Source organism: Ectothiorhodospira mobilis, from assembly GCF_900114895.1.
Classification (GTDB): domain Bacteria; phylum Pseudomonadota; class Gammaproteobacteria; order Ectothiorhodospirales; family Ectothiorhodospiraceae; genus Ectothiorhodospira; species Ectothiorhodospira mobilis_A.
The window spans coordinates 220,486-240,366 of the sequence record NZ_FOUO01000002.1 but is presented as its reverse complement, the minus strand read 5'-3'; the positions used below and the strand labels follow the sequence as shown (position 1 = coordinate 240,366).

18 protein-coding genes are annotated in these 19,881 nt (G+C 68.5%); 3 read left to right on the top strand and 15 right to left on the bottom strand.

What is annotated here, in order from left to right; translation table 11 throughout:
• Positions 1 to 12: 12 nt before the first annotated feature.
• The 5 genes from BM214_RS12930 to alaC form a co-directional block, all read right to left on the bottom strand.
• Positions 13 to 2,550 carry a methyl-accepting chemotaxis protein gene (locus BM214_RS12930; RefSeq protein ID WP_143096333.1) on the bottom strand — a complete coding sequence of 846 codons (2,538 nt, stop codon included), beginning with the start codon at positions 2,548 to 2,550 and terminating at the stop codon, positions 13 to 15.
• A gap of 22 nt (positions 2,551 to 2,572) precedes the next feature.
• Positions 2,573 to 3,082 (bottom strand): chemotaxis protein CheW, encoded by a 510-nt coding sequence (locus BM214_RS02495; RefSeq protein WP_090483615.1) that lies wholly within the window; start codon positions 3,080 to 3,082, stop codon positions 2,573 to 2,575.
• Positions 3,079 to 5,511: a chemotaxis protein CheW gene (locus BM214_RS02490; protein WP_090483614.1), complete on the bottom strand. Its 2,433-nt coding sequence runs from the start codon at positions 5,509 to 5,511 to the stop codon at positions 3,079 to 3,081. The genes BM214_RS02495 and BM214_RS02490 overlap by 4 nt, the downstream gene beginning before the upstream one ends.
• Positions 5,512 to 5,542: 31 nt before the next feature.
• Positions 5,543 to 5,908: a response regulator gene (locus BM214_RS02485; protein ID WP_090483613.1), complete on the bottom strand. Its 366-nt coding sequence runs from the start codon at positions 5,906 to 5,908 to the stop codon at positions 5,543 to 5,545.
• Positions 5,909 to 6,127: 219 nt separating this feature from the next.
• On the bottom strand, positions 6,128 to 7,327 hold the full coding sequence (gene alaC, locus BM214_RS02480; protein ID WP_090483612.1) for an alanine transaminase: 1,200 nt from the start codon (positions 7,325 to 7,327) through the stop codon (positions 6,128 to 6,130).
• 150 nt (positions 7,328 to 7,477) lie between these two features.
• On the opposite strand from alaC, the gene BM214_RS02475 reads away from it, so the two are divergent.
• A complete protein-coding gene (locus BM214_RS02475) occupies positions 7,478 to 7,858 on the top strand; it encodes an Mth938-like domain-containing protein (protein ID WP_090483611.1) in 381 nt (126 codons plus the stop codon).
• A gap of 9 nt (positions 7,859 to 7,867) precedes the next feature.
• Here the strand turns inward: BM214_RS02475 and rpoS are convergent, their stop codons facing one another.
• The 5 genes from rpoS to surE are packed head-to-tail and all read right to left on the bottom strand — an operon-like array spanning position 7,868 to position 11,732.
• On the bottom strand, positions 7,868 to 8,893 hold the full coding sequence (gene rpoS, locus BM214_RS02470; RefSeq protein WP_090483610.1) for an RNA polymerase sigma factor RpoS: 1,026 nt from the start codon (positions 8,891 to 8,893) through the stop codon (positions 7,868 to 7,870).
• Between the two features lie 32 nt (positions 8,894 to 8,925).
• The gene (locus BM214_RS02465; RefSeq protein WP_090483609.1) at positions 8,926 to 9,717 is read right to left on the bottom strand and encodes a peptidoglycan DD-metalloendopeptidase family protein; all 792 of its coding nucleotides are present in this window, start codon (positions 9,715 to 9,717) and stop codon (positions 8,926 to 8,928) included.
• Positions 9,718 to 9,730: 13 nt separating this feature from the next.
• Entirely contained in the window at positions 9,731 to 10,315 is a 585-nt protein-coding gene (locus BM214_RS02460) for a YqaA family protein (RefSeq protein WP_090483608.1), read from the bottom strand.
• Positions 10,312 to 10,953 (bottom strand): protein-L-isoaspartate(D-aspartate) O-methyltransferase, encoded by a 642-nt coding sequence (locus tag BM214_RS02455; protein ID WP_425319150.1) that lies wholly within the window; start codon positions 10,951 to 10,953, stop codon positions 10,312 to 10,314. The genes BM214_RS02460 and BM214_RS02455 overlap by 4 nt, the downstream gene beginning before the upstream one ends.
• A 23-nt stretch (positions 10,954 to 10,976) precedes the next feature.
• Positions 10,977 to 11,732: a 5'/3'-nucleotidase SurE gene (surE, locus tag BM214_RS02450; protein WP_090483606.1), complete on the bottom strand. Its 756-nt coding sequence runs from the start codon at positions 11,730 to 11,732 to the stop codon at positions 10,977 to 10,979.
• A 107-nt stretch (positions 11,733 to 11,839) separates the two neighbouring features.
• On the opposite strand from surE, the gene BM214_RS02445 reads away from it, so the two are divergent.
• Complete coding sequence (locus tag BM214_RS02445) at positions 11,840 to 12,382, top strand: Smr/MutS family protein (RefSeq protein WP_090483605.1); 543 nt, start codon at positions 11,840 to 11,842, stop codon at positions 12,380 to 12,382.
• A gap of 219 nt (positions 12,383 to 12,601) precedes the next feature.
• The gene (locus tag BM214_RS02440) at positions 12,602 to 13,351 is read left to right on the top strand and encodes a Crp/Fnr family transcriptional regulator (protein WP_177217559.1); all 750 of its coding nucleotides are present in this window, start codon (positions 12,602 to 12,604) and stop codon (positions 13,349 to 13,351) included.
• A 13-nt stretch (positions 13,352 to 13,364) separates the two neighbouring features.
• Here BM214_RS02440 and truD read toward each other — a convergent pair whose 3' ends face one another.
• The 5 genes from truD to relA form a co-directional block, all read right to left on the bottom strand.
• The gene (truD, locus tag BM214_RS02435) at positions 13,365 to 14,399 is read right to left on the bottom strand and encodes a tRNA pseudouridine(13) synthase TruD (RefSeq protein ID WP_090483603.1); all 1,035 of its coding nucleotides are present in this window, start codon (positions 14,397 to 14,399) and stop codon (positions 13,365 to 13,367) included.
• Positions 14,399 to 15,100 (bottom strand): tRNA (adenosine(37)-N6)-threonylcarbamoyltransferase complex dimerization subunit type 1 TsaB, encoded by a 702-nt coding sequence (gene tsaB / locus BM214_RS02430; protein ID WP_090483602.1) that lies wholly within the window; start codon positions 15,098 to 15,100, stop codon positions 14,399 to 14,401. The genes truD and tsaB overlap by 1 nt, the downstream gene beginning before the upstream one ends.
• Positions 15,100 to 17,016 carry a DNA repair helicase YoaA gene (gene yoaA, locus BM214_RS02425; protein WP_244887817.1) on the bottom strand — a complete coding sequence of 639 codons (1,917 nt, stop codon included), beginning with the start codon at positions 17,014 to 17,016 and terminating at the stop codon, positions 15,100 to 15,102. The genes tsaB and yoaA overlap by 1 nt, the downstream gene beginning before the upstream one ends.
• Positions 17,013 to 17,420, bottom strand: a complete 408-nt coding sequence (locus tag BM214_RS02420; RefSeq protein ID WP_244887816.1) for a tetratricopeptide repeat protein — start codon at positions 17,418 to 17,420, stop codon at positions 17,013 to 17,015. The genes yoaA and BM214_RS02420 overlap by 4 nt, the downstream gene beginning before the upstream one ends.
• A 246-nt stretch (positions 17,421 to 17,666) precedes the next feature.
• Complete coding sequence (relA, locus tag BM214_RS02415; RefSeq protein ID WP_090483600.1) at positions 17,667 to 19,838, bottom strand: GTP diphosphokinase; 2,172 nt, start codon at positions 19,836 to 19,838, stop codon at positions 17,667 to 17,669.
• Positions 19,839 to 19,881: the final 43 nt, after the last annotated feature.

Sequence of the window (19,881 nt, the reverse complement as noted above, 5' to 3'; positions counted from 1 at the left end):
CCCCCTGAAGGATCAGAACTCTTCCCATTCATCGTCCGCAGCGGCCGGCGGGGCCTTGCGGGAACCGGCGGCGGGCTTGCCCGTACCCGATCCGCCACCGGCCTTCGGCGCGGACTTGCCCGTGCCGCTCCCCCCCTGAGGATGGGGCGGATGACCGGCCGCTCGTTGCCGCGATGTGCCCGCCTGACCCGTTCCGGACCGGGCGGTATGGGCGGTGTCCTTGGATCCGGAGCCCGGGAGGGCCCGCGTTTCCCGGCGCGCCGGAGCGGGCAGTCCGCCGGAGCCCTGCTGCTCGCTCAGGCGGAAGACACTCACCGCGCGGGCCAATCCCTGGGATTGCTCCTCCAGGGATTCGGCCGCGGCCGCCGCCTCCTCCACCAGGGAGGCGTTCTGCTGCGTCACCTCGTCCATCTGCGTCACCGCCGAGTTCACCTGCTCGATGCCCGAACTCTGCTCGTCCGACGCCGCCGCGATCTCGGCGATGAGATCCGACACCCGCTTCACCTGCTCCACGATCTCCTCCATGGTCTCGCCCGCTTCCATGACCTGCCGGCTGCCGGTCTGGATGGTCTCGGCATCCTCGGCGATGAGGGCCTTGATCTCCTTGGCCGCCGAGGCGGAGCGCTGCGCCAGATTGCGCACCTCCCCGGCCACCACGGCAAAGCCCCGGCCCTGCTCCCCGGCACGGGCCGCCTCCACCGCCGCGTTCAGGGCCAGGATATTGGTCTGGAAGGCGATGCCGTCGATCACGGTGATGATGTCACCGATCTTGTCGGAGCTCTCGGTGATGGCCTTCATGGACTCCATGGCCTGCCTGGCCTTGTCGCCGCCGCGGGTGGCCACCTCCCGGGCGGTATCGGAGAGCTGGTCGGCCTGGCGGGCGTTGTCCGCGGTCTGTTTCACCGTGGAGGTGAGCTCCTCCATGCTGGAGGCCGTCTCCTCCAGGCTGGAGGCCTGCTCCTCCGTGCGCTGGGACAGGTCCGTGTTCCCCGAGGCGATCTCCTTGGCCGCCGTGTTGATGGCGTCCACCGATTCCTGGATCTGGCCGATGAGTTCCCGCAGCCGCTCGGCGGTGTTGTTGGTATCCCGCTTGAGCTCGCCGAAGGTGCCTTCGTAGTCGCCGGTGACCTGGCGCGTGAGGTCCCCCTGGGCGATGGCATTGAGCACGTTGGCCACCTCGCCAAGGCCCGTGGCCGTCTTCTCCATGAGGGTGTTGACGCCACTCCCCAACCGCTTGAAGAAGCCATCCAGCTCCTCGGTGGCCACCCGCCGGGTGAAGTCCCCCTTCACCGCACCCTCCACAAGGGTGCTCACCTCGTTCTCCACCTTGAGCTCCTCGGTGCGGTCGGCCCATTCGATGACCGTGCCCAGGCGCTCGCCCTCGTCGTCGGAGATGGGATTGGCGATGAGCTTGAAGGTGCGACCACCGATACGGATCTCGGTCTCGTAGGTGCTGCGCATGGCCTCCATCATCTGCCGCTGATGGCCGGGATTGCGGTGGAAGAGGTCCACATTGCCCCCCCGCACCTGCTCGGGATCGAAGTTGGGCAGGTCCTTGCGGATCTCATTGGCGCCGCGGCGGAACATGCCGATGACGGCATCGTTGGCATAGATGATCTGCCCTTCCACGTCCGAGACCATGACATTGGAGGAAACGCTGTCCAGGGCGTAGCGGATGCGCAGGTTCTCGGCTGCCATGCGCTTGGTCTTGCCGATATCCGCCTTGAGTTTGGCCTGCATGTCCGCCAGACCCTTGAGGGCCTGGCCCACCTCGTCGCGCCGGTCCTGCTGGATCTTCTGGTCGTAGTCGCCGTTGCCGATGGCATGAAAGTGCTCCACCAGGGTGCGCAGGGGTCTGGCCAGACCCAGGATGGTGAGCACTGCCAGGGCCAGGGAAATCAGGATGGCCAGGGCGGACAGCCAGAGGAGCTGGCGGATCTCGCTGGAGGAGGTTACCACCGCCTCGTCCGCCTGGGCGGAGGCCCGTTGCATGTTGCCCTCCACCAGATCCTCAAGGGCCATACCCATGGCATTGGAGATGGGGACCATGCGCTCCATGGTCTCGCGATAGTCCACCATGAGGCGGTCAAAGCGCTCCGGTTCCCGGGTATTGATGAGAAGCGCCAGCAGGCGATCCAGTTGCACGTAGATCTCCCGCCAGTCCTGGTAGCGGGTCTCCAGTTCCGCCATGGCGCGGCGGCCCGTCTCCGTCAGGCGCGGGATCCCCTGCAGCCGTTCCCAGTTCTCGTCGATCACCCGCCAGGACTCGGTACGCTCCCGGGCGATCTCCCGCAGATCGGTCTTATCGTCATAGGCCTCCTCCTGGTCCAGCACCTCCACGGTCTGGGCGCGGATGGCCATGCGCTCGGTGTTCAGGGCCCCCAGGGCCTGGATGGAGGGCAGGCGGTTGTCGCGCACCTGCTCGGAGTAGTCCGACCAGTGGTTGAAGCCCAGGAAGGCCTCGTAGATGGCATAGGCCAGGGACAGCAGCAGCACCCCGCTGAGCAGGCCGATCTTGACCCCGGCGGGCATGTTATTGAACCAGCGCATGAGAGGGATTCCCTTGAGTTGATCAGACCGATTGCTGCTGCTGGTGGACTTGGTCCACCAGCCCCATTTCGTTGCTGGACATGAGGCGCTCGATGTCCACCACGATCACCATGCGTTCATCCAGGGTGGCCAGGCCTTCGATGTAGTCGGTATCCAGCACCGCCCCGAATTCCGGCGCGGGGCGGATCTGATCCTGGCGCAGGGCCACCACATCCGACACCCCGTCCACCACCATGCCGATGACCCGGCCGGTGACGTTGAGGATGATCACCACGGTGAACTGGTTGTACTCCACCTCACCCAGGTTGAACTTCAGGCGCATGTCGATGATGGGGACGATGACCCCGCGCATATTGATCACCCCCTTGATGAAGTCGGGGGCGTTGGCGATCTTGGTGACGGCGTCGTAGCCCCGGATCTCCTGGACGTTGAGGATGTCGATGCCGTATTCCTCCTCGCCCAGGGTGAACGTGAGGTATTCCCGGCTGTCGTCGGTGGTGACGGCAGCCCGTTCCTTCAGTTCCTCGGTCATGCGGTATCCCCTCGTGCTGTGGTGGATAGACGGGGCCGGACGGTGCGCTGGCTCAGGCGGAGGAGTTCATCCACATCCAGGATCAGGGCCACGCGGCCATCTCCCAGGATGGTGGCACCGGACACCCCCTCCACCTTGCGGTAATTGGTCTCCAGGCTCTTGATCACCACCTGCTGCTGGGCCAGGAGCTCTTCCACCACCAGGGCGGCCCGCCCCTGTCCCGTGTCCACGAGCACGATGATGCTGTCCTCGATCCTTTGCGGTGGGGTGCCCAGGTCGAACACCTCCTGGAGGTGGATCAGGGGCAGGTACTCGTCTCCCACCTGCAGCACCCGCCCCTGGCCGGAGACGGTCTTGAGCTGCTCCGGCCGCGGCTGGATGGATTCCCGGATGGCGGTCAGCGGCAGGATGAAGATCTCCTCCCCCAGACGCACGGACATGCCGTCCAGGATGGCCAGGGTCAGGGGCAGGCGGATGGTGATGCGCGTGCCCTGCCCCGGGGCCGAGTCGATGTCCACGCGCCCGTTCATCTGCTCGATATTGCGGCGCACCACATCCATGCCCACGCCGCGGCCGGAGATGTCCGTGACCTGGTCCGCGGTGGAGAAACCGGGGGCGAAGATGAGTTGCCAGACCTCCTTGTCCGAGGGGTTCTCGCTTACCGGCACCCCCCGCTCCGCGGCCTTGGCCAGGAGCTTTTCGCGATTCAGGCCGCCGCCGTCGTCGGCCACCTCCACGACGATATTGCCCCCCTGATGACTGGCACGCAGGGTGATCTCCCCCGTTTCGGACTTGCCGGCGGCGCGCCGCTTCTCCGGGGACTCGATACCGTGATCGATGCTGTTGCGCACCAGGTGATTCAGGGGGTCCGCCAGGCGTTCGATGAGCCCCTTGTCCAGTTCGGTTTCCTCCCCCACCAACTTCAGGCTGACCTTCTTCTTCAGGTTGGCCGCCGTGTCCCGCACCACCCGGGGGAAGCGGTTGAAGACGAAACTGATGGGCATCATGCGGATGGACATGACCGCCTGCTGCAGGTCCCGGGAGTTGCGCTCCAGGTTGGAGAGGCCGTTGAAGATGTTCTCATGGGCCACCGGGTCCAGCCGGGAGGCGGACTCCGCCAGCATGGCGTGGGTGATGACCAGTTCCCCCACCAGGTTGATGAGCTGGTCCACCTTCTCCACGCTCACGCGGATGGAGGAATCCCCACCGCCGGGCTTGCGCGGCGGACCGCCGGAACCCTGGCGGCGTTCCTGCCCATCCGGAGGGGGCGGGGTCTTGCCCGCGCCCGCTGACGCGGTGCCATTCCCCTTGACGCCATCGCCGCCGGAGGCCTTAGCACCCGTGCCCCCTTCGCCTTCACGGGCACCTTCGGGATAGCCCGGGGAGGGATCGAACAGCCCGTATCCCCGGGCCGCTTCCGCCCGGTCCTGTTCGTCCCGGGCGCGCACCTGTTCAGAGCCCGGGGCATCGCTGAAGAGACCGTAGCCCTCCCCCTCCTGGATCTCCCCGCTGGACCCGGGGCTGCCGGGGGCCTCCGTGAAGAACCCGTACCCCGCCTCCTGCGCAACTGCATCCGGTGCCATCCCGGATCCCGCCTCACCGCCGCCACCGGGGGCGTCCTCAAACAGGCCGTACCCGGGATCCGCATCGGTATCCCCTGGCACCCCCGGGGCGGCATCGAACAGTCCAAAACCGGGGTCCGCGGCCGCGGATTCCCCGGATGCCGGCAGGGGCTCCATCTGGATGTGCTGTGTATCGCAGATGAAATCGAAGACTTCCAGGATGCGCTCCGCAGCAAGCGGGCCGTCCGTCGTCAACACCCACAGATAGGGCCGCCCGGTGGCCTCGTCCACCCGTTGCAGCCGCCCCAGTTCCGCAATCCCGTCGGCCAGGGCGTTGAGGGTGTCGGACTCGGCGATGCCCGCCGCCACGGGATCGAAGTGGATGCGCCAGCCCGTACCCGCGGGGGCGTCTTCCCCGGATGACGCGGGGTGGTCCGTATCCAGGGCGCCGGCCGGTGCGTCCGTCTCCGGAGGGTTTTCCCCCGCCGTCAGCGCCTCCAGGTGGTGGCAGACCTGTTCGATGCGCTCATCCTGGTATTCCCCGCCCTCCCGGTGGGCCTCCAGCTGGGCCTTGAGCACATCCCCGGCCTCCAGGAAGGCGTCCACCATCTCCACGGCGGGTTTCAGCTCCTGCTTGCGCAGGCGGTCCAGCAGGGTCTCCAGGACGTGGGTCACCCGGGCCATATCGGTAAATCCGAAGGTGCCGGCGCCGCCCTTGATGGAATGGGCCGCCCGGAAGATGGCGTTGAGCTTCTCCAGGTCGGGCCGGTCCACGTCCAGTTCCAGGAGCAGGCTCTCCATCTCCGAGAGGTGTTCATCGGTCTCGTCGAAGAACACCTGGTAGAACTGGCTCATGTCGATGGTCATGCCTGACTCCCCTGCACTCGGGTAGGTGTCCTCAGCCGATCACCTTGCGCACCACCTCCAGCAGCTTCTGCGGGTCGAAGGGCTTCACCAGCCACCCCGTGGCCCCGGCGGAACGCCCCTGGGACTTCATGGCCTCACTGGATTCGGTGGTGAGCATCAGGATCGGCACATTCCGGTATTGCGGCAGGTTGCGCAATTCCTTGATGAGGGTGAGCCCGTCCTTGCGGGGCATGTTCTGGTCCGTGAAAATGAGGTTGAAACTCCCGGCCCTGGCCTTTTCCAGGCCGTCCTGCCCGTCCACCGCCTCGGTCACGCTGTAGCCCGCCCCCTTGAGGGTGAACGACACCATCTGGCGGATGGACGCCGAATCATCCACCGTAAGAATCGACTTGGCCATGCAGATGCTCCTTGATTCCGAAAGATAGGCCCCCGAAGGAGAAGGGGATCAACCCGATCGTGTCCGGCGCATGCTATCGCAGCGCCGCAAGGCTTGAACAGATTCAGTGAAGGGTATCGCACATCCGGGAAAAACCTTGAGGCGATTCATCCGGGCGGGCACGGGCATGTGCCGCCCGGGTAGGCCCCCGGCGGCACGGCCTGGAAGGGAAACGGGGACTCAGGCGATGCGGGCGGCGCGGGTGTCTTCCCGGAGCATGGCCTTGATGCCCCGCAGGGCCTGACGGGTGCGGTGCTCATTCTCGATGAGGCCGAAACGCACGTGTCCGTCGCCCTGGCTGCCGAAGCCGATCCCCGGGGAGGCGGCCACCTTGGCGTCCCGCAGCAGTTTCTTGCAGAAGTCCAGGGAACCCATGTGACGGTACTGCTCAGGGATGGGGGCCCAGACGAACATGGTGGCCTTGGGCTTCTCCACGGGCCAACCCAGGGCGTTGAGCCCGTCGCAGAGCACATCCCGGCGGCTGCGGTAGAGCTGGCGGATCTCCTCGACGCAGTCCTGGGGCCCTTCCAGGGCGGCGATGGCGGCCACCTGGATGGGGGTGAAGGTGCCGTAATCCAGGTAGGACTTGATACGGCCCAGGGCGGAGACCAGGGTGGGGTTGCCGCACATGAAGCCCACGCGCCAACCGGGCATGTTATAGCTCTTGGAGAGGGTGTAGAACTCCACCGCCACGTCCTTGGCCCCGGGCACCTGCAGGATGGAGGGGGCCTTGTAGCCGTCGAAGACGATCTCGGCATAGGCCAGGTCGTGCACCACCCAGATCTTGTGCTCCCGGGCGATGGCCACCACCTTCTCGAAGAAATCCAGCTCCACGCACTGGGTGGTGGGGTTGGCCGGGAAGTTGAGGATGAGCATCTTGGGCCGCGGCCAGGACTCCTCGATGGCCCGCTGCAGTTCGGCGAAGAAGTCCACCTCCGGCGTCAGGGGCACATGGCGGATATCGGCGCCGGCGATGACGCAACCGTAGGGGTGGATGGGATAGGCCGGGTTGGGGACCAGCACGGCATCCCCGGGCCCCAGGGTGGCCAGGGCCAGATGGGCCAGGCCCTCCTTGGAACCGATGGTGACGATGGCTTCCGATTCCGGGTCCAGGTCCACGTCGTAGCGGTCCTTGTACCAACGGCACACGGCGCGGCGCAGCCGCGGGATGCCACGGGACATGGAATAGCGGTGGGTGTCGTTGCGCCGCGCCACCTCCACCAGCTTCTCCACGATATGGGAAGGCGTGGGCTGGTCGGGGTTACCCATCCCGAAATCGATGACGTCCTCCCCCCGGGCCCGGGCCTTGGCCTTCAGGTCGTTGACGATATTGAAGACATAGGGGGGCAGACGCTTGATTCTGGGAAATTCGTCGATCACGGGGCGTTTCCGGGACAGGTTCGGGATGGATGGGGTGAAATGGAAAACACTACTGAGGGTGCGGGGGCCTGTCAATGCGATCCCGCATCCCCGAAACCGGACCGGGGCGGGGCCTTGCCAGCACCCCGTGAGCGGGGTAATTTCTGCGCCATGAGACTGGCGCGGGAATACGGTGAGGGAAGGTATGCCATCACGGCCTATGGCCAGGGGGGGGTGCGCGTCAATGAGACCGTGCACCGGCAGAGTCTGGTGGTCATGCCGGACCAATTGCTGACGGACTGGGCCCCGAGGGCACCCCAGGATCTCTCCGGGGCCGCCTTCACCCCCGTCCTGGAGATGGGGCCGGAGATCGTGCTCCTGGGCACCGGGGATCATCTGGCCTGGCCGCAGCCGGAGGTGCGCCTGCGGCTCCAGCAGGCGGGGGTGGGTCTGGAGGTGATGGACACCCCCGCCGCCTGCCGTACCTATAATCTCATCATGGCCGAGGGAAGAAGGGTGGCGGCGGCCCTGCTCATGCCCGGGCGGGGATAGGATCCCGGCTCAGTTCTGCAGCAGGCTCTCCTCGGAAAACCCCCGGCTCTCCAGGATCCGGCGCAGGCGCTTGAGGGCATCCATCTGGATCTGGCGCACCCGCTCCCGGGTCACCCCCAGTTCGAAGCCCACCTGTTCCAGGGTGGAGCGCTCGAAGCCGTGCAGACCGAAGCGGCGCACGATCACCTCCCGCTGCTTCTCGTCCAGCTCCCCCAGCCATTCCTCCACGTAGTGCACCACGTCCTCGTCCTGGATCAGTTCGGAGGGCTCGGGGGTCTGTTCGTCCGGGAGCATGTCCAGCAGGGGGCGGTCACCGTCCCGACTGATGGGCAGATCCACGGAGGTGACGCGCTCGGAGAGGGCCATCATGCGCTTGACCTGCTCCACTGGCTTGTCCAGATGACGAGCCACCTCCTCCGCCGTGGGGTCGTGGTCCAGCTCCTGGGCCAGCCGGCGGGCCGCCCGCAGATAGACGTTGAGTTCCTTGATGACGTGGATGGGGAGCCGGATGGTGCGGGTCTGGTTCATGATGGCCCGTTCGATGGTCTGCCGGATCCACCAGGTGGCGTAGGTGGAGAAGCGGAAACCCCGTTCGGGATCGAATTTCTCCACGGCCCGGATCAGCCCCAGGTTGCCTTCCTCGATGAGATCCAGCAGGGCCAGGCCGCGGTTCATGTAGCGGCGGGCGATCTTCACCACCAGGCGCAGGTTACACTCGATCATCTTGTGCCGGCCGTGCTCGTCCCCCTTCTGCGCCAGACGGGAGTAATACACCTCCTCCTCGGGGGTCAGAAGGGGCGAGAACTCGATCTCGCTGAGATACATGCGCGTGGCATCCAACTCCCCCTTGGGCACGTCTCCGGCGGCGAAGACCTCGGGTGCCTCCTCCGCCTCCGCTGCCTCTCCCTCCAGGAGCGCCTCCTTGCCCTCCCGGGCGACGTCCCCCTCTTCCTCGTCGGATTCCCGGGCCACAGGGTCTTCGTCCAGGACCTCATGGGCCCGCTGCCCCGGGGTATCGTCTCGCCTTCTCGGCATGGGACCTCCTGTGCGGGGCTGCCGCGCCCCTCTCAACGGTCAGGCAGGTAGTTCAGCGGATCCACCGGTTCCCCATCCTTGCGGATCTCGAAATGCAGCATGGGGCGGTCGGTTCCGGTCTCCCCCATCAATGCAATCTCTTCTCCTGCCCGGACTTCAACCCCTTCTTTTACAAGGATTTTGTCATTGTGAGCATATGCGCTCAGATAGCGTTGATCGTGTTTGACAATGATAAGCTTGCCGTATCCGACAAGTCCACTTCCGCTGTAGACCACACGCCCCCCGGCGGCGGCACGCACCGGCTGCCCCTTCTGCCCGGAGATGCCGATGCCGCGCTTGGCCGTATCCTCCCGGGGAAAGCTTCGCACCACCTCCCCACGGGTGGGCCATTGCCAGCGGATGGCGGTCTGTTGGTCGTTGGGATCGGAGGGGGCCGAGTCGGCCGTTGGCGTAGGCCTGGATGTGGGGGGGGATGCCGATGGGGCGGTGCGTCGCGACGTCTCCCGTTGCGGTCCGCCCCGGCCGGGAACGGAATGGCTCCGGTCTCCCCCGGTGGCCACCTTGGGGTGGGACGCCGTCCCGCCACCGGCCGGGGGATTCATGCGCAGACGCTGCCCAGGGTAGATGGTATAGGGGGCATCGATGCCGTTCCAGCGGGCCAGTTCCCGCCATTCCAGGCCGTAGCGCCAGGCGATGGAGTAGAGGGTCTCGTGACGGCGGACGGTGTAGTAACCGGAACGGAAGCCGGGATCCTCCATATACGGCACCAGACTGCACCCGGTCAGCGCCACACCGAGGACCAGGGCTGCCAGCACCTTCCCCATCACGGCCTCCTGTCTACCCCTGCACCTGGTAGATGAGCACCGCCACGGCCAGCAGCGCCACCGTGGACCAGCCGATCCACTCCATGTACGGGCGCAGACGGGGTTCGATGCGGGGACCCAGGGCGGCGATGATCAGGGCCACGGCAAAGAAACGGGCACCCCGGCCGAGGAAGGAGGCCAGCATAAACGGGGCCAGCGGCATGGCCATGGCCCCGGCGGTGAGGGTAAACAGCTTGTACGGGATGGGGGAAAACCCCGCCACCAGTACCACCCAGACCCCCCACTGGCCGAACCAGTCCCGGGCCCGCTCCAGTTGCCCGCCGTGACCCGCCTGGACGATCCAGGGGGTGATGGCCTCGAAGGCGAGATGGCCCAGCAGATAACCGGCCAGCCCGCCCAGGACGGAAAACAGGGTGGTGATCAGGGCCAGGCGCATGCCCTGATCGGGCCGCGCCGCGGCCATGGGGGCCAGCATGACGTCCGGAGGGACCGGGAAGAAGGAGGATTCCGCGAACGATAGGGCGGCCAGGTACCGTGGGGCCCGGGGGTGACGGGACCATCCCATCACCCGGTCGTAGAGGGGACCGAACAGCTTCACTGCACCTCTCCCGGCAGCAGGGGCACGAAGCTGACCGGGCCCAGGTCATCCCGGGTCCAACCGGAGGCGGTGCGGATGATGCGCACCAGGCACTGGCTGCCCCCCTCCTCCCCCACCGGGGCCAGCAGTTGTCCCCCGGGGGACAACTGCTGCAGGAGGGACTCGGGCACCTGCCGCGGGGCGGCGGTGAGCAGGATGGCGTCGTAGGGGGCGTTCTCCGCCCAGCCTTGACTGCCGTCGGTATGGCGCAGGCTGATGTTGTGCAGGCCCAGGCTGCTGAGCACCTCCCGGGCCCGGCGCTGCAGGGCACGGATGCGTTCCAGGCTCACCACGCGCCCGGCGAGCCGGGCGAGGACGGCGGCCTGGTAGCCCGAACCGGTACCCACCTCCAGCACGGTCCCCGGCGCAGGGTCGTGGGCCAGCAGGGCCTCGGTCATGCGCGCCACGATCCAGGGCTGGGAGATGGTCTGGCCGAAGCCGATGGGGAGGGCGGTGTTCTCGTAGGCCTGATGGGCCAGGGCCTCGTCCACGAACAGGTGCCGGGGCGTGGTGCGCATCACCTCCAGCACGCGCATATCCCGGATCCCCAGGGACTCCAGGCGCCGGGCGAGGCGGTCCCGGGCCCGCTGGGAGGTCATGCCGATGCCCGCGACCTCGTGGTTCAAGCCCGTTCCTCCGCCAGCCAGCGGGAGACCGTATCCATGGCTTCGTAGCGGGTCAGGTCCACCTGGATGGGGGTGACGGAGACATAGCCGCAGCGGATGGCATGGAAATCCGTGCCCGCCCCCGCGTCCTGCTCCGGCCCCGAGGGGCCCACCCAGTAGATGGGATGACCCCGGGGATCCGTGGAACGGGTCACCGGCTCCGCCTTGTGGCGGTGCCCCAGACGGGTGGACTGATAGCCCTGCAGCTCCTCCCAGGGCAGGTCCGGGACGTTCACGTTGAGGATGGTGTCCGAGGGCAACGGGATGTCGTGCAGCCGCTGCAGCAAGTCCAGCACCACGCGCGCCGCCGTGTCGTAATGATGCACGGGGGGTGCGCCCGCCAGGGAGACGGCGATGGCCGGCAGCCCCAAAAAACGCCCCTCCATGGCCGCCGCCACGGTGCCGGAGTAGAGCACGTCGTCCCCCAGATTGGCCCCGGCGTTGATCCCCGAGATGACCATGTCCGGCTCCTGCTCCAGCAGGCCCGTGATGGCCAGGTGGACGCAGTCGGTGGGGGTGCCGTCCACGCGGATATCGCCGTTGTCCAGGGTATGGGCCCGCAGGGGACGGATGAGGGTCAGGGAGTTGCTGGCGCCGCTACGGTCCCGGTCCGGGGCCACGACGGTGACCTCGGCCCGTTCCTTGAGGGCCCGGGAGAGGGTCTGCAGTCCGGGCGCGTGGACACCATCATCGTTGCTGAGCAGGATGCGCATATTGAATCACTGTTGGGTCATTTCGCTAATATACTGGAAACGCCGGGTCCATCGCAGGGTACGATGCCCCGGCCCCATCCCCGAGGCACCCCGGAGCGAGGAGCCCCATGCCCCCCGAGGACCCCCCCGAAGACGACAGCGCCCTGTTCCGCGCCGCCGTGGGACCGGTTCATCCCGTGCGCGGTGGCCGGCACAGGGCCCGCCCCGCGCCGCCGCCCCCGCGCCCCCGGCAGACCGAGCGGGAACGGCTGCAGGTGCTGGAGGAATTGCGGGATGACCCCTTTCCCGGGACGGAGGTGCAGCCGGGGGACGAGCTGAGCTTCGCGCAGGAGGGGGTGCAGCACCAGGTCTTTCGCAAGCTGCGCCGTGGGCATTACCGCATCGCCGCCGAATTGGATCTCCATGGGTTCTCCTCCGTCCAGGCCCGGGAGGCCCTGGCGGAATTCCTCGCCCACGCCCGCGAGCGGCGGCTGCGCTGTGTGCGCATCGTGCACGGCAAGGGGCGGGGATCCAGCAACCGGGGGCCGGTGCTCAAGGGGCTCGTGGCCCAGTGCCTGCGCCGGCGGGCCGAGGTCCTGGCCTACTGCTCCGCCCCCCGCAATCAAGGTGGGACCGGAGCCGTACTGGTCCTGCTGCGCCTCAAAGACTGACGATCCGCAGGCGATTTTTCAAGGACCCGGCGGCCCCGCGAATCCGGAATAACATGGTATGATGGTCAGGTAGTCGGGCGAGGGCATGGAGGCGGCATCCGCCCCGCGACGCCCGGACCCCGTAGGAACGGGCCACCGGGTATTGTGCAGGCGCAACCAGAGGTGCTTTGACCATTGGCCAATTCATGCAATCCAATCCCCCGGGGGGAGATGCCCGCAGTGGACCGTAAGAGACCCCGAGGCGCAGGCCCGCGCAAACCCGCCCCGCTGATGGACAACGACTGCCTGAGCTGCCCGGTACGGGATGAGAGCCTGTTCGGCGCCCTGCCCGAAGAGGCGGTGCGGCGCCTGAACAACCCGGCGGAGAACCTGGTGATCCCGGCCGGGGAGGTCCTCTACCGGGAGAACGCCGAGGCCAGTGCCTCCTACACCCTCAAGGACGGGGTCATCAAGCTCACCCGCACCGCCATGAACGGGCGCGAACAGATCCTGCGCCTGCTCACCCGCGGGGACGTGATGGGCCTGGAGTGCATGTTGGGCCAGCGCTACAACCACACCGCCACCACCCTCACCCCGGTGCAGGTGTGCCGCCTGCCCCTGACGGTGCTCAAGCGCCTCCAGGCGGACAACCCGGCCCTGAACCACGCCCTGCTCGCCCGTTGGGCCGCCGCCCTGCAGCAGGTGGAGATGCTCGCCGTGGAACTGGGCACCAAGAAGGCCAGCGAACGCCTGGCCACCTTCCTGCTCTTCTGGAACGAACGCACCGGCGGCCACGACGACATGCCCCTGCCCCTCTCCCGCACCGAGACCGGTGAACTGCTGGGACTGACGGTGGAGACGGTGAGCCGCTTCTTCGCCGACTGGAAACGCCGCGGGTACCTCTCCGAAAAGGCGGGGGTGGTCTACCTCCACGACCGCAATGCCCTGCGGGAGCTGAGCGGCGGCGACACCAGCGGCCTGCTGGGCTGAGCCGACCCGGGGGTTACTCCCCCTCCTCGAGCCGCATCACCCGGGCCAGCACCGTGGTGGCATAGCCCCCGGGGCCCAGGGTGAAGGCCAGTTCCAGGATATCCTCCTGGGGCCAGTCCCAGGCCAGTCCCTCCACCCGCAGCCGCAGCGGCCGGCGCTCCTGGCGCAGGCCGGCCTCCTCCAGACCCCGGGCCAGTACGGGGTGCTGCGCCGCCACCTCCGACTCCAGCGCGGCCACCGCCCCTTCCACCGGGGATGTCCCCCGCCCCCAGAGGGGGCCCGTGGGATGCAAGTCCAGGTCTGCCACGCGGGCATCCACCGTGGGGTCCTCCCCCTGGTGCACAAAGAAACTGCCACGGCCGTCCAGCTGCAGGGCATCGCCGATGAGGGCCCGGTCCCAGGTGCCGTCCGCCACCCGGCGCCGCAGCAGGTCGTTGAACAGGAGGGCGCGGGCGGCGGAGAGATAGAGCCCCCGCAGCTTGCGGTCCCGCACCCGCAGTTGGCCCTGGAACAGGGCGGCGGCCTTGGCCGGGTTGTCCCCGTCGCGGCCGAAGCGCTGCGGCCCGAAGAAGTTGGGCACACCGCCGCGGGCCATGGCGGCCAAGCGAGCCTCGGCCGCCTCCCGATCCCCGTCACAGGCCCGCACCCGCAGGTGGAAGCGGTTCCCGGCCAGGTGTCCGATCTGCAGCTTGCGCCGGTGACGCGCCGCCTCCAGCACCTCCACCTGCGGCGGCAGATGGTCCCCCCAGTGCGGGTCCGCCATGCCCGGCAGGTGCAGGCTGAACCACTGGGTGGTCACCGCTTGACGGTCCTTCAGGCCCGCATAGCCCACGGCCCGGCGCCCCACCCCTGCGGCCCGGGCCAGCATCGACGCCACCTGCTCGGTGTTCAGACCCGTCTTGCGCACCCGCAGCCACAGGTGCTCCCCCTCCCCTTCCGGCGCCGTGGCCGGCAGCTCATCCACGCGAAAATCCTCCGGCTGACTGCGGATGCGCCCCTGAAGCGGCGGGGTGTCCTGTTCATGCAATGCCCTTTTCTCCCCGCTCATCACCTGGCCTCCCGGGGAGGCTCGGCCACCCGGTCCCGAAGATACACCGGCAGGGCCGACTCCGCGGAGACGACGCGGCCCTGGGTCCATTCCCCCACCGCCAGCCGCGCCACCTCGGCGGCGCGGGGGATGCAGTCTGCCTGCGGCAGGGCATCGACGCGCCCCTCCAGACGCCGCAACAGGGCCTCGCCGTAGGCCGTCCAGCCCCGCCCCACGGCGGTCCAACCCGGGACGGCGGGCACGGGAACCGACTCTGGCGGGCACACACATTCCTCGGCCACGGCCCGGGCCAGCCCCTCCCGGGCCTCGAAGGCGCCCCAATAGACCTCGCCCATGCGGGCATCCAGGGCCGCCAGCACCCGGGAGGCCCCGGCATCCACCGCCTGCTGCGCCAGGGCCGCCAGGGTGGACACGGGCACCACCGGCCGGTCCGCGGCAAAGGCCGCCCCCTGCACCACGCCGACGGCCGCCCGCACCCCGGTGAAGGCCCCTGGCCCCCGGCCGAAGGCCAGGGCGTCCAGATCCTTCAGTGTCAGCCCCGCCTCGGCCAGCAGGGCATCCATCATGGGCAGGATGAGGCGGGCATGGGCCCGGGGCATCACCTCGAAGCGCTGGGTGACGGTGCCGTCCACCCAGAGGGCGGCGGAGCAGCCCTCAGTGGCCGTCTCCAGGGCCAGGATCTTCGCGGTTTGCGGCTCCATCAGGCCCCCTCCTGCAGGAACCGGATCACCTCTTGCGGGCCCGAGACCCGGCCCATGGGGGGTAGACTTTTCATGAAGATCTTTCCGTAACTCTTTGTCTGGATTCTAGGATCACACAGGATCAAGACCCCCTGATCGTGACTGTCCCGGATCAGGCGCCCGGCCCCCTGCTTCAGGGCGATCACCGCCTGGGGCAGTTGCAGGTCGCGGAAGGGGTTGCCGCCCCGCTCACGGATGGCGGCCATGCGCGCCTCCAGCACCGGATCCCCGGGGGCGGCGAAGGGCAGACGGTCGATGACCACACAGCTCAGGGCATCGCCGCGCACGTCCACCCCCTCCCAAAAGCTATGGGAGCCCAGGAGCACCGCGTTACCCGCCTCCCGGAAACGCTCCAGCAGCAGCCCCCGGGGGCCGTTGCCCTGGACCAGGAGCTCCCGGTCCTGCAGGCCCTGGGCCAGGAGTTCCGCCGCCTCGCGCAGGGCCCTGAGACTGGTGAACAGCAGGAAGGTCCCCCCGGGGTTGGCCCGGATCAGCGGCAGGGCCGTGTCCACCACCGCCCGGGTGAAGCCGGGGGCATTGGGTTCGGGCATGGGCCGAGGCAGGTAGACCCGGGCCTGGTTCGCGTAATCGAAGGGGCTGTCCAGCAACAGTTCCCGGGGCCTGCCCAGGCCCATGCGCCGGTTGAAATGGTCGAAGCGGCCGTCCACGGAGAGGGTGGCGGAGGTGAAGACCCAGGCGCTGGCACAGGCCGCGCGGCGCTGCGCGAAGACCGAGGCCACGTCCAGGGGCGTCAGGTGCAGGGCAAAGGTGCGTGTCCAGGTCTCATACCAGGGCACCTCGTCCGACGGGGGGTCGCGGAAACGCTGCAGACGTTGCAGGTGGTCCCGGGCGCGGCGGGCGCAGGACTCCAGACCCTTGGCCCGGTCGGCCACCGCCTCCATGCCCTCGGCCAACTCCCGCAAGGCCGTCTCCAGCTCCTCCAGGCCGGTCTGCACCTCATCCCGATCCGCCACGGCCTCCCAGGCACGGCGCTCCAGCCCGCCGCCCAGGACCAGCCGGAAGGCCTTGACCCCATCCCCCAGGGCGTCGGCCCGGGTGCGCAGCTCGGGCACGTCCGGGGCCTCCCGTACCAGTTCCGCCAGGCAGTCCCGGGACAGGTCCACCAACTGGCGCGCGCTCACGGTGGTGCCGAAGAAGCTGCCGGCCACATCCGGCAGCTGATGGGCCTCGTCCAGGACGAAGGCGTCGGCGGAGGGCAGCAGTTCCGCGAACCCCTCCTCCCGCAGGGCCAGGTCCGCCATGAGCAGGTGATGGTTGATCACCACCACATCCGCCTCCTGGGCCCGGCGGCGGGCCTGGGCCACGCAGCAGCGATCGTACTCCGGGCAGTCGGTGCCCAGGCAGTTGTCCGTGGTGGAGGTCACCCGCGGCCAGATCTCCGCGTCCTCCCCCAGGCCCTGGAGTTCGGCGATATCGCCGCTGCGGGTGCGCTCCGCCCAGGCCTGCACCTGCGCCAGGGGCTGGCGCAGCCGCGGCTCCAGCTGGCGTCCCTCGGCCACCGCCAGGGCCAGGCGGTGGGGGCACAGGTAATTGGCCCGGCCCTTGAGCAGGGCGATGCGGGCATGCACCCCCAGGGCGCGGCGCACCAGGGGCAGGTCCTTGTGATAGAGCTGATCCTGCAGGTTGCGGGTGCCGGTGGAGAGGAGCACCTTGCCGCCATGCAGCAGGGCGGGCACCAGGTAGCCGAAGGTCTTGCCTACGCCGGTGCCGGCCTCCACCACCAGGGTCTCCCCGTCGCCCATGGCGGCGCCCACCGCATCGGCCATGCGCTGCTGGGATTCCCGCGGGGCGAAGCGCTCCAGGGTCCGTGCCAGGGGGCCGTCCGCCCCCAAAAGATCCGCTGGCGAGGCACTCAACCCGTCTCTCCCGAGCGCAGCCCACGAGCCCGTTCCAGGGCGCGTCTTGCCCCTTCGCCGTCGCCCTGCAGGCGCCGGGCCTGGGCGACGATCTCCCAGTTGCGGATGCGCAGCGCCGTGTTGGCGCCGGAAAGGCCCAGGGACCGCCGGGCCAGTTCCTCCGCCTGCCGGGCATCCCCCTGCTCCAGGCGCACCTGTGCCAGCCGCTGCCAGAGGCGGGGATCCCGCGGGGCGATGCGCAGACCCCGCTCCAGACTGGCCGCGGCCGCGTCCAGATCCCCGGCCCGGCGATGCCGGTCGGCATCTTGGGTCAGGGCCGCCACCGCCGGCAGCGGGGGCTGTTGGGCTGCGGCGGGTGTCTCCTCCACCGGGGCACGGGCGATGGCGGGCATGGGCGTGGACACGCGCTCCTGCCCCGGTTCCTCCTGCGCCGGCTCGGGATCGGTCCGTTGTTCGGTCGAGTCACCGGCATCGGCTGCCGGTTGCGGCGGGGTTTGGCCCCCGCCGGCGGATTCCTGCGGCCAGCGGTAGGGGGCGGTACTGCAGCCCCCGGCCAGCAGCAGGAACAGCAGGATGGGGAGATGGAGGGGGGGGGATGTTCATGGCACGCTGAGGCATCTTGGGTTCGGGCCGGTTCACGGGGGTGGAATTCAACTGCTGGAGGTCCGGCGCACGGTGAAGACGTTGGACACCGCCCCGATCTTGTCCATGACGGCGCTGAGCTGGTCGGTGCCGGTGATCTCCATGGTCAGATCCATGGTCACGGTGTTCTCCGCGGGATCGGTGCGGGTAGAGGCGGAGAGGACATTCACCCGCTCGTTGGCCAGCACCTGGGTGATGTCCCGCAACAGCCCCTGACGGTCGAAGGCCTCCAGGTGGATGCACACCGGGTAGGCGCGGTGATCGTCGCCCCAGGAGACCTCCACCAGGCGGTGGCGTTTTTCCGCCGGCATGTGCAGGATGTTGACGCAGTCCCGGCGGTGGATGGTGACCCCCTTGCCCCGGGTGATGTAGCCGATCACCGGATCCCCGGGCACGGGCCGGCAGCACCGGGCCATCTGGGTGAGCAGGTTGCCCACGCCGCGGATGCGGATCCCCTGCCCCCCTTCACGGTCATCCGGAGGGCCCTGACGGCCGTGGCGGCCCACCAGGGTCTCCTCCGCCGTGGGCTCGATGGGCACCTGCATGGCGGCGGCCAGCTGGGCGGGGGTGATGTCCCCGGCGCCGATGGCCACCAGCAGCTCCTCCCGGCTGGGCTGGTGGAAGCGGCGCATGAGCTCGTCCATGTCCGGCTGCTGCACCCCCATGCGCTGGGCCTCCCGCTCCAGCACGGCGCGGCCCTCCGCCAGGTTCTTCTCCCGGTCCTGCTGGCGGAACCAGCTGCGGGCCTTGGCGCGGGCGCGGGAGGTGCGCAGGTAGCCCATGTTGGGGTTGATCCAGTCGCGGCTGGGACCGCCGGTGCGGCTGGTGAAGATCTCCACCCGCTCGCCGGAGCGCAGTTCGTAGGTGAGCGGCACGATGCGCCCGTTCACCTTGGCGCCCCGGCAATGGTGTCCCACCTCGGTGTGCACCGCATAGGCAAAATCCAGGGGCGTGGCCCCCTTGGGCAGGTCCATCACGTCCCCACGGGGGGTGAGCACGAAGACCCGGTCCTGGAAGAGCTCCGAGCGAAAGCTGTCCAGAAGGTCCCGGTCGCTCTCCTGGTTCTCCAGCAGCCGGCGCAGGGAGGCGATGGCCCGGGTCATGGCCTGATCCTCCGGACCGCCCTCCTTGTAGCGCCAGTGGGCGGCCACCCCCAGTTCCGCGAAACTGTCCATGTCGCGGGTGCGGATCTGCACCTCCACCACCTTGCCCTCGGGGCCGAGCACCGCCGTGTGCAGGGACTGGTAGCCATTGTCCTTGGGGTTGGCGATATAGTCGTCGAACTCCTTGGGGATATGCGGCCAGGCCCCGTGCACCACCCCCAGCACGGCGTAGCAGGCGGAGACCCGGCCCACGATCACCCGCACCGCCCGCAGGTCGTAAAGATCGTGGAATTCCAGGTTCTTACGCTGCATCTTTTTCCAGATGCTGTAGATGTGCTTGGGGCGCCCCCGCACCTCCGCCGGGATCCCCTCCTGATGCAGCATGGACTTCAACTGATCAATGAAGTCCACAATATAACGCTCTCTTTCGGTTCGATTTTCCTCCAGGAGTGCCGCGATGCGCCGGTATTCCTCCGGCTGGGTGATGCGCAGGGAGAGGTCCTCCATCTCCCACTTGAGCTGGGCCACCCCGAGGCGGTTGGCCAGGGGCGCGAAGATCTCCAGGGTCTCCTGGGCAATGGCCCGGGCCAGGTCATCGGGCTCGGCCGCCACCAGGCGCAGGTGCTGCAGCCGGTAGGCCAGTTTGATGAGCACGGCGCGCACATCGTCCACCATGGCCAGCAGCATCCGCCGCAGGCGCTCCGCCTGCTCGGGGGTGCTCTGCACCTGACTGGCGGAGCGCTTGAAGTGGGTCAGCAGGTGCACGTTGCGCACCAGACAGGCCACGGCCTCGCCGTAGTGCTCACGGATGGCCTCATCCCCCAGGGAGCCGTCCATGTGGGCGTCCAGCAGCATGGCCGCGATCAGGGTGTCCATGTCCGCCCCCAGCACCCGCAGGTTCTCCGCCACGTCCAGGCAATGGGGTTGGGTGGGCTCACGATGGCAGGGCCGCAGGGCCAGGCTCAGGGCCTCCCCCAGGCGCGGGTCCTGGGGTGTGTCCACCGGGGCAAAGCGCTCCAGCAGGGCCTCCAGGGGCTGCTCCCCCAGGGGGGTCTTATCGTATTGCGTATGCCGCATGGGCGCAGAGTATATCCGTCCGTCGAAGAATGGGCGATGCGGG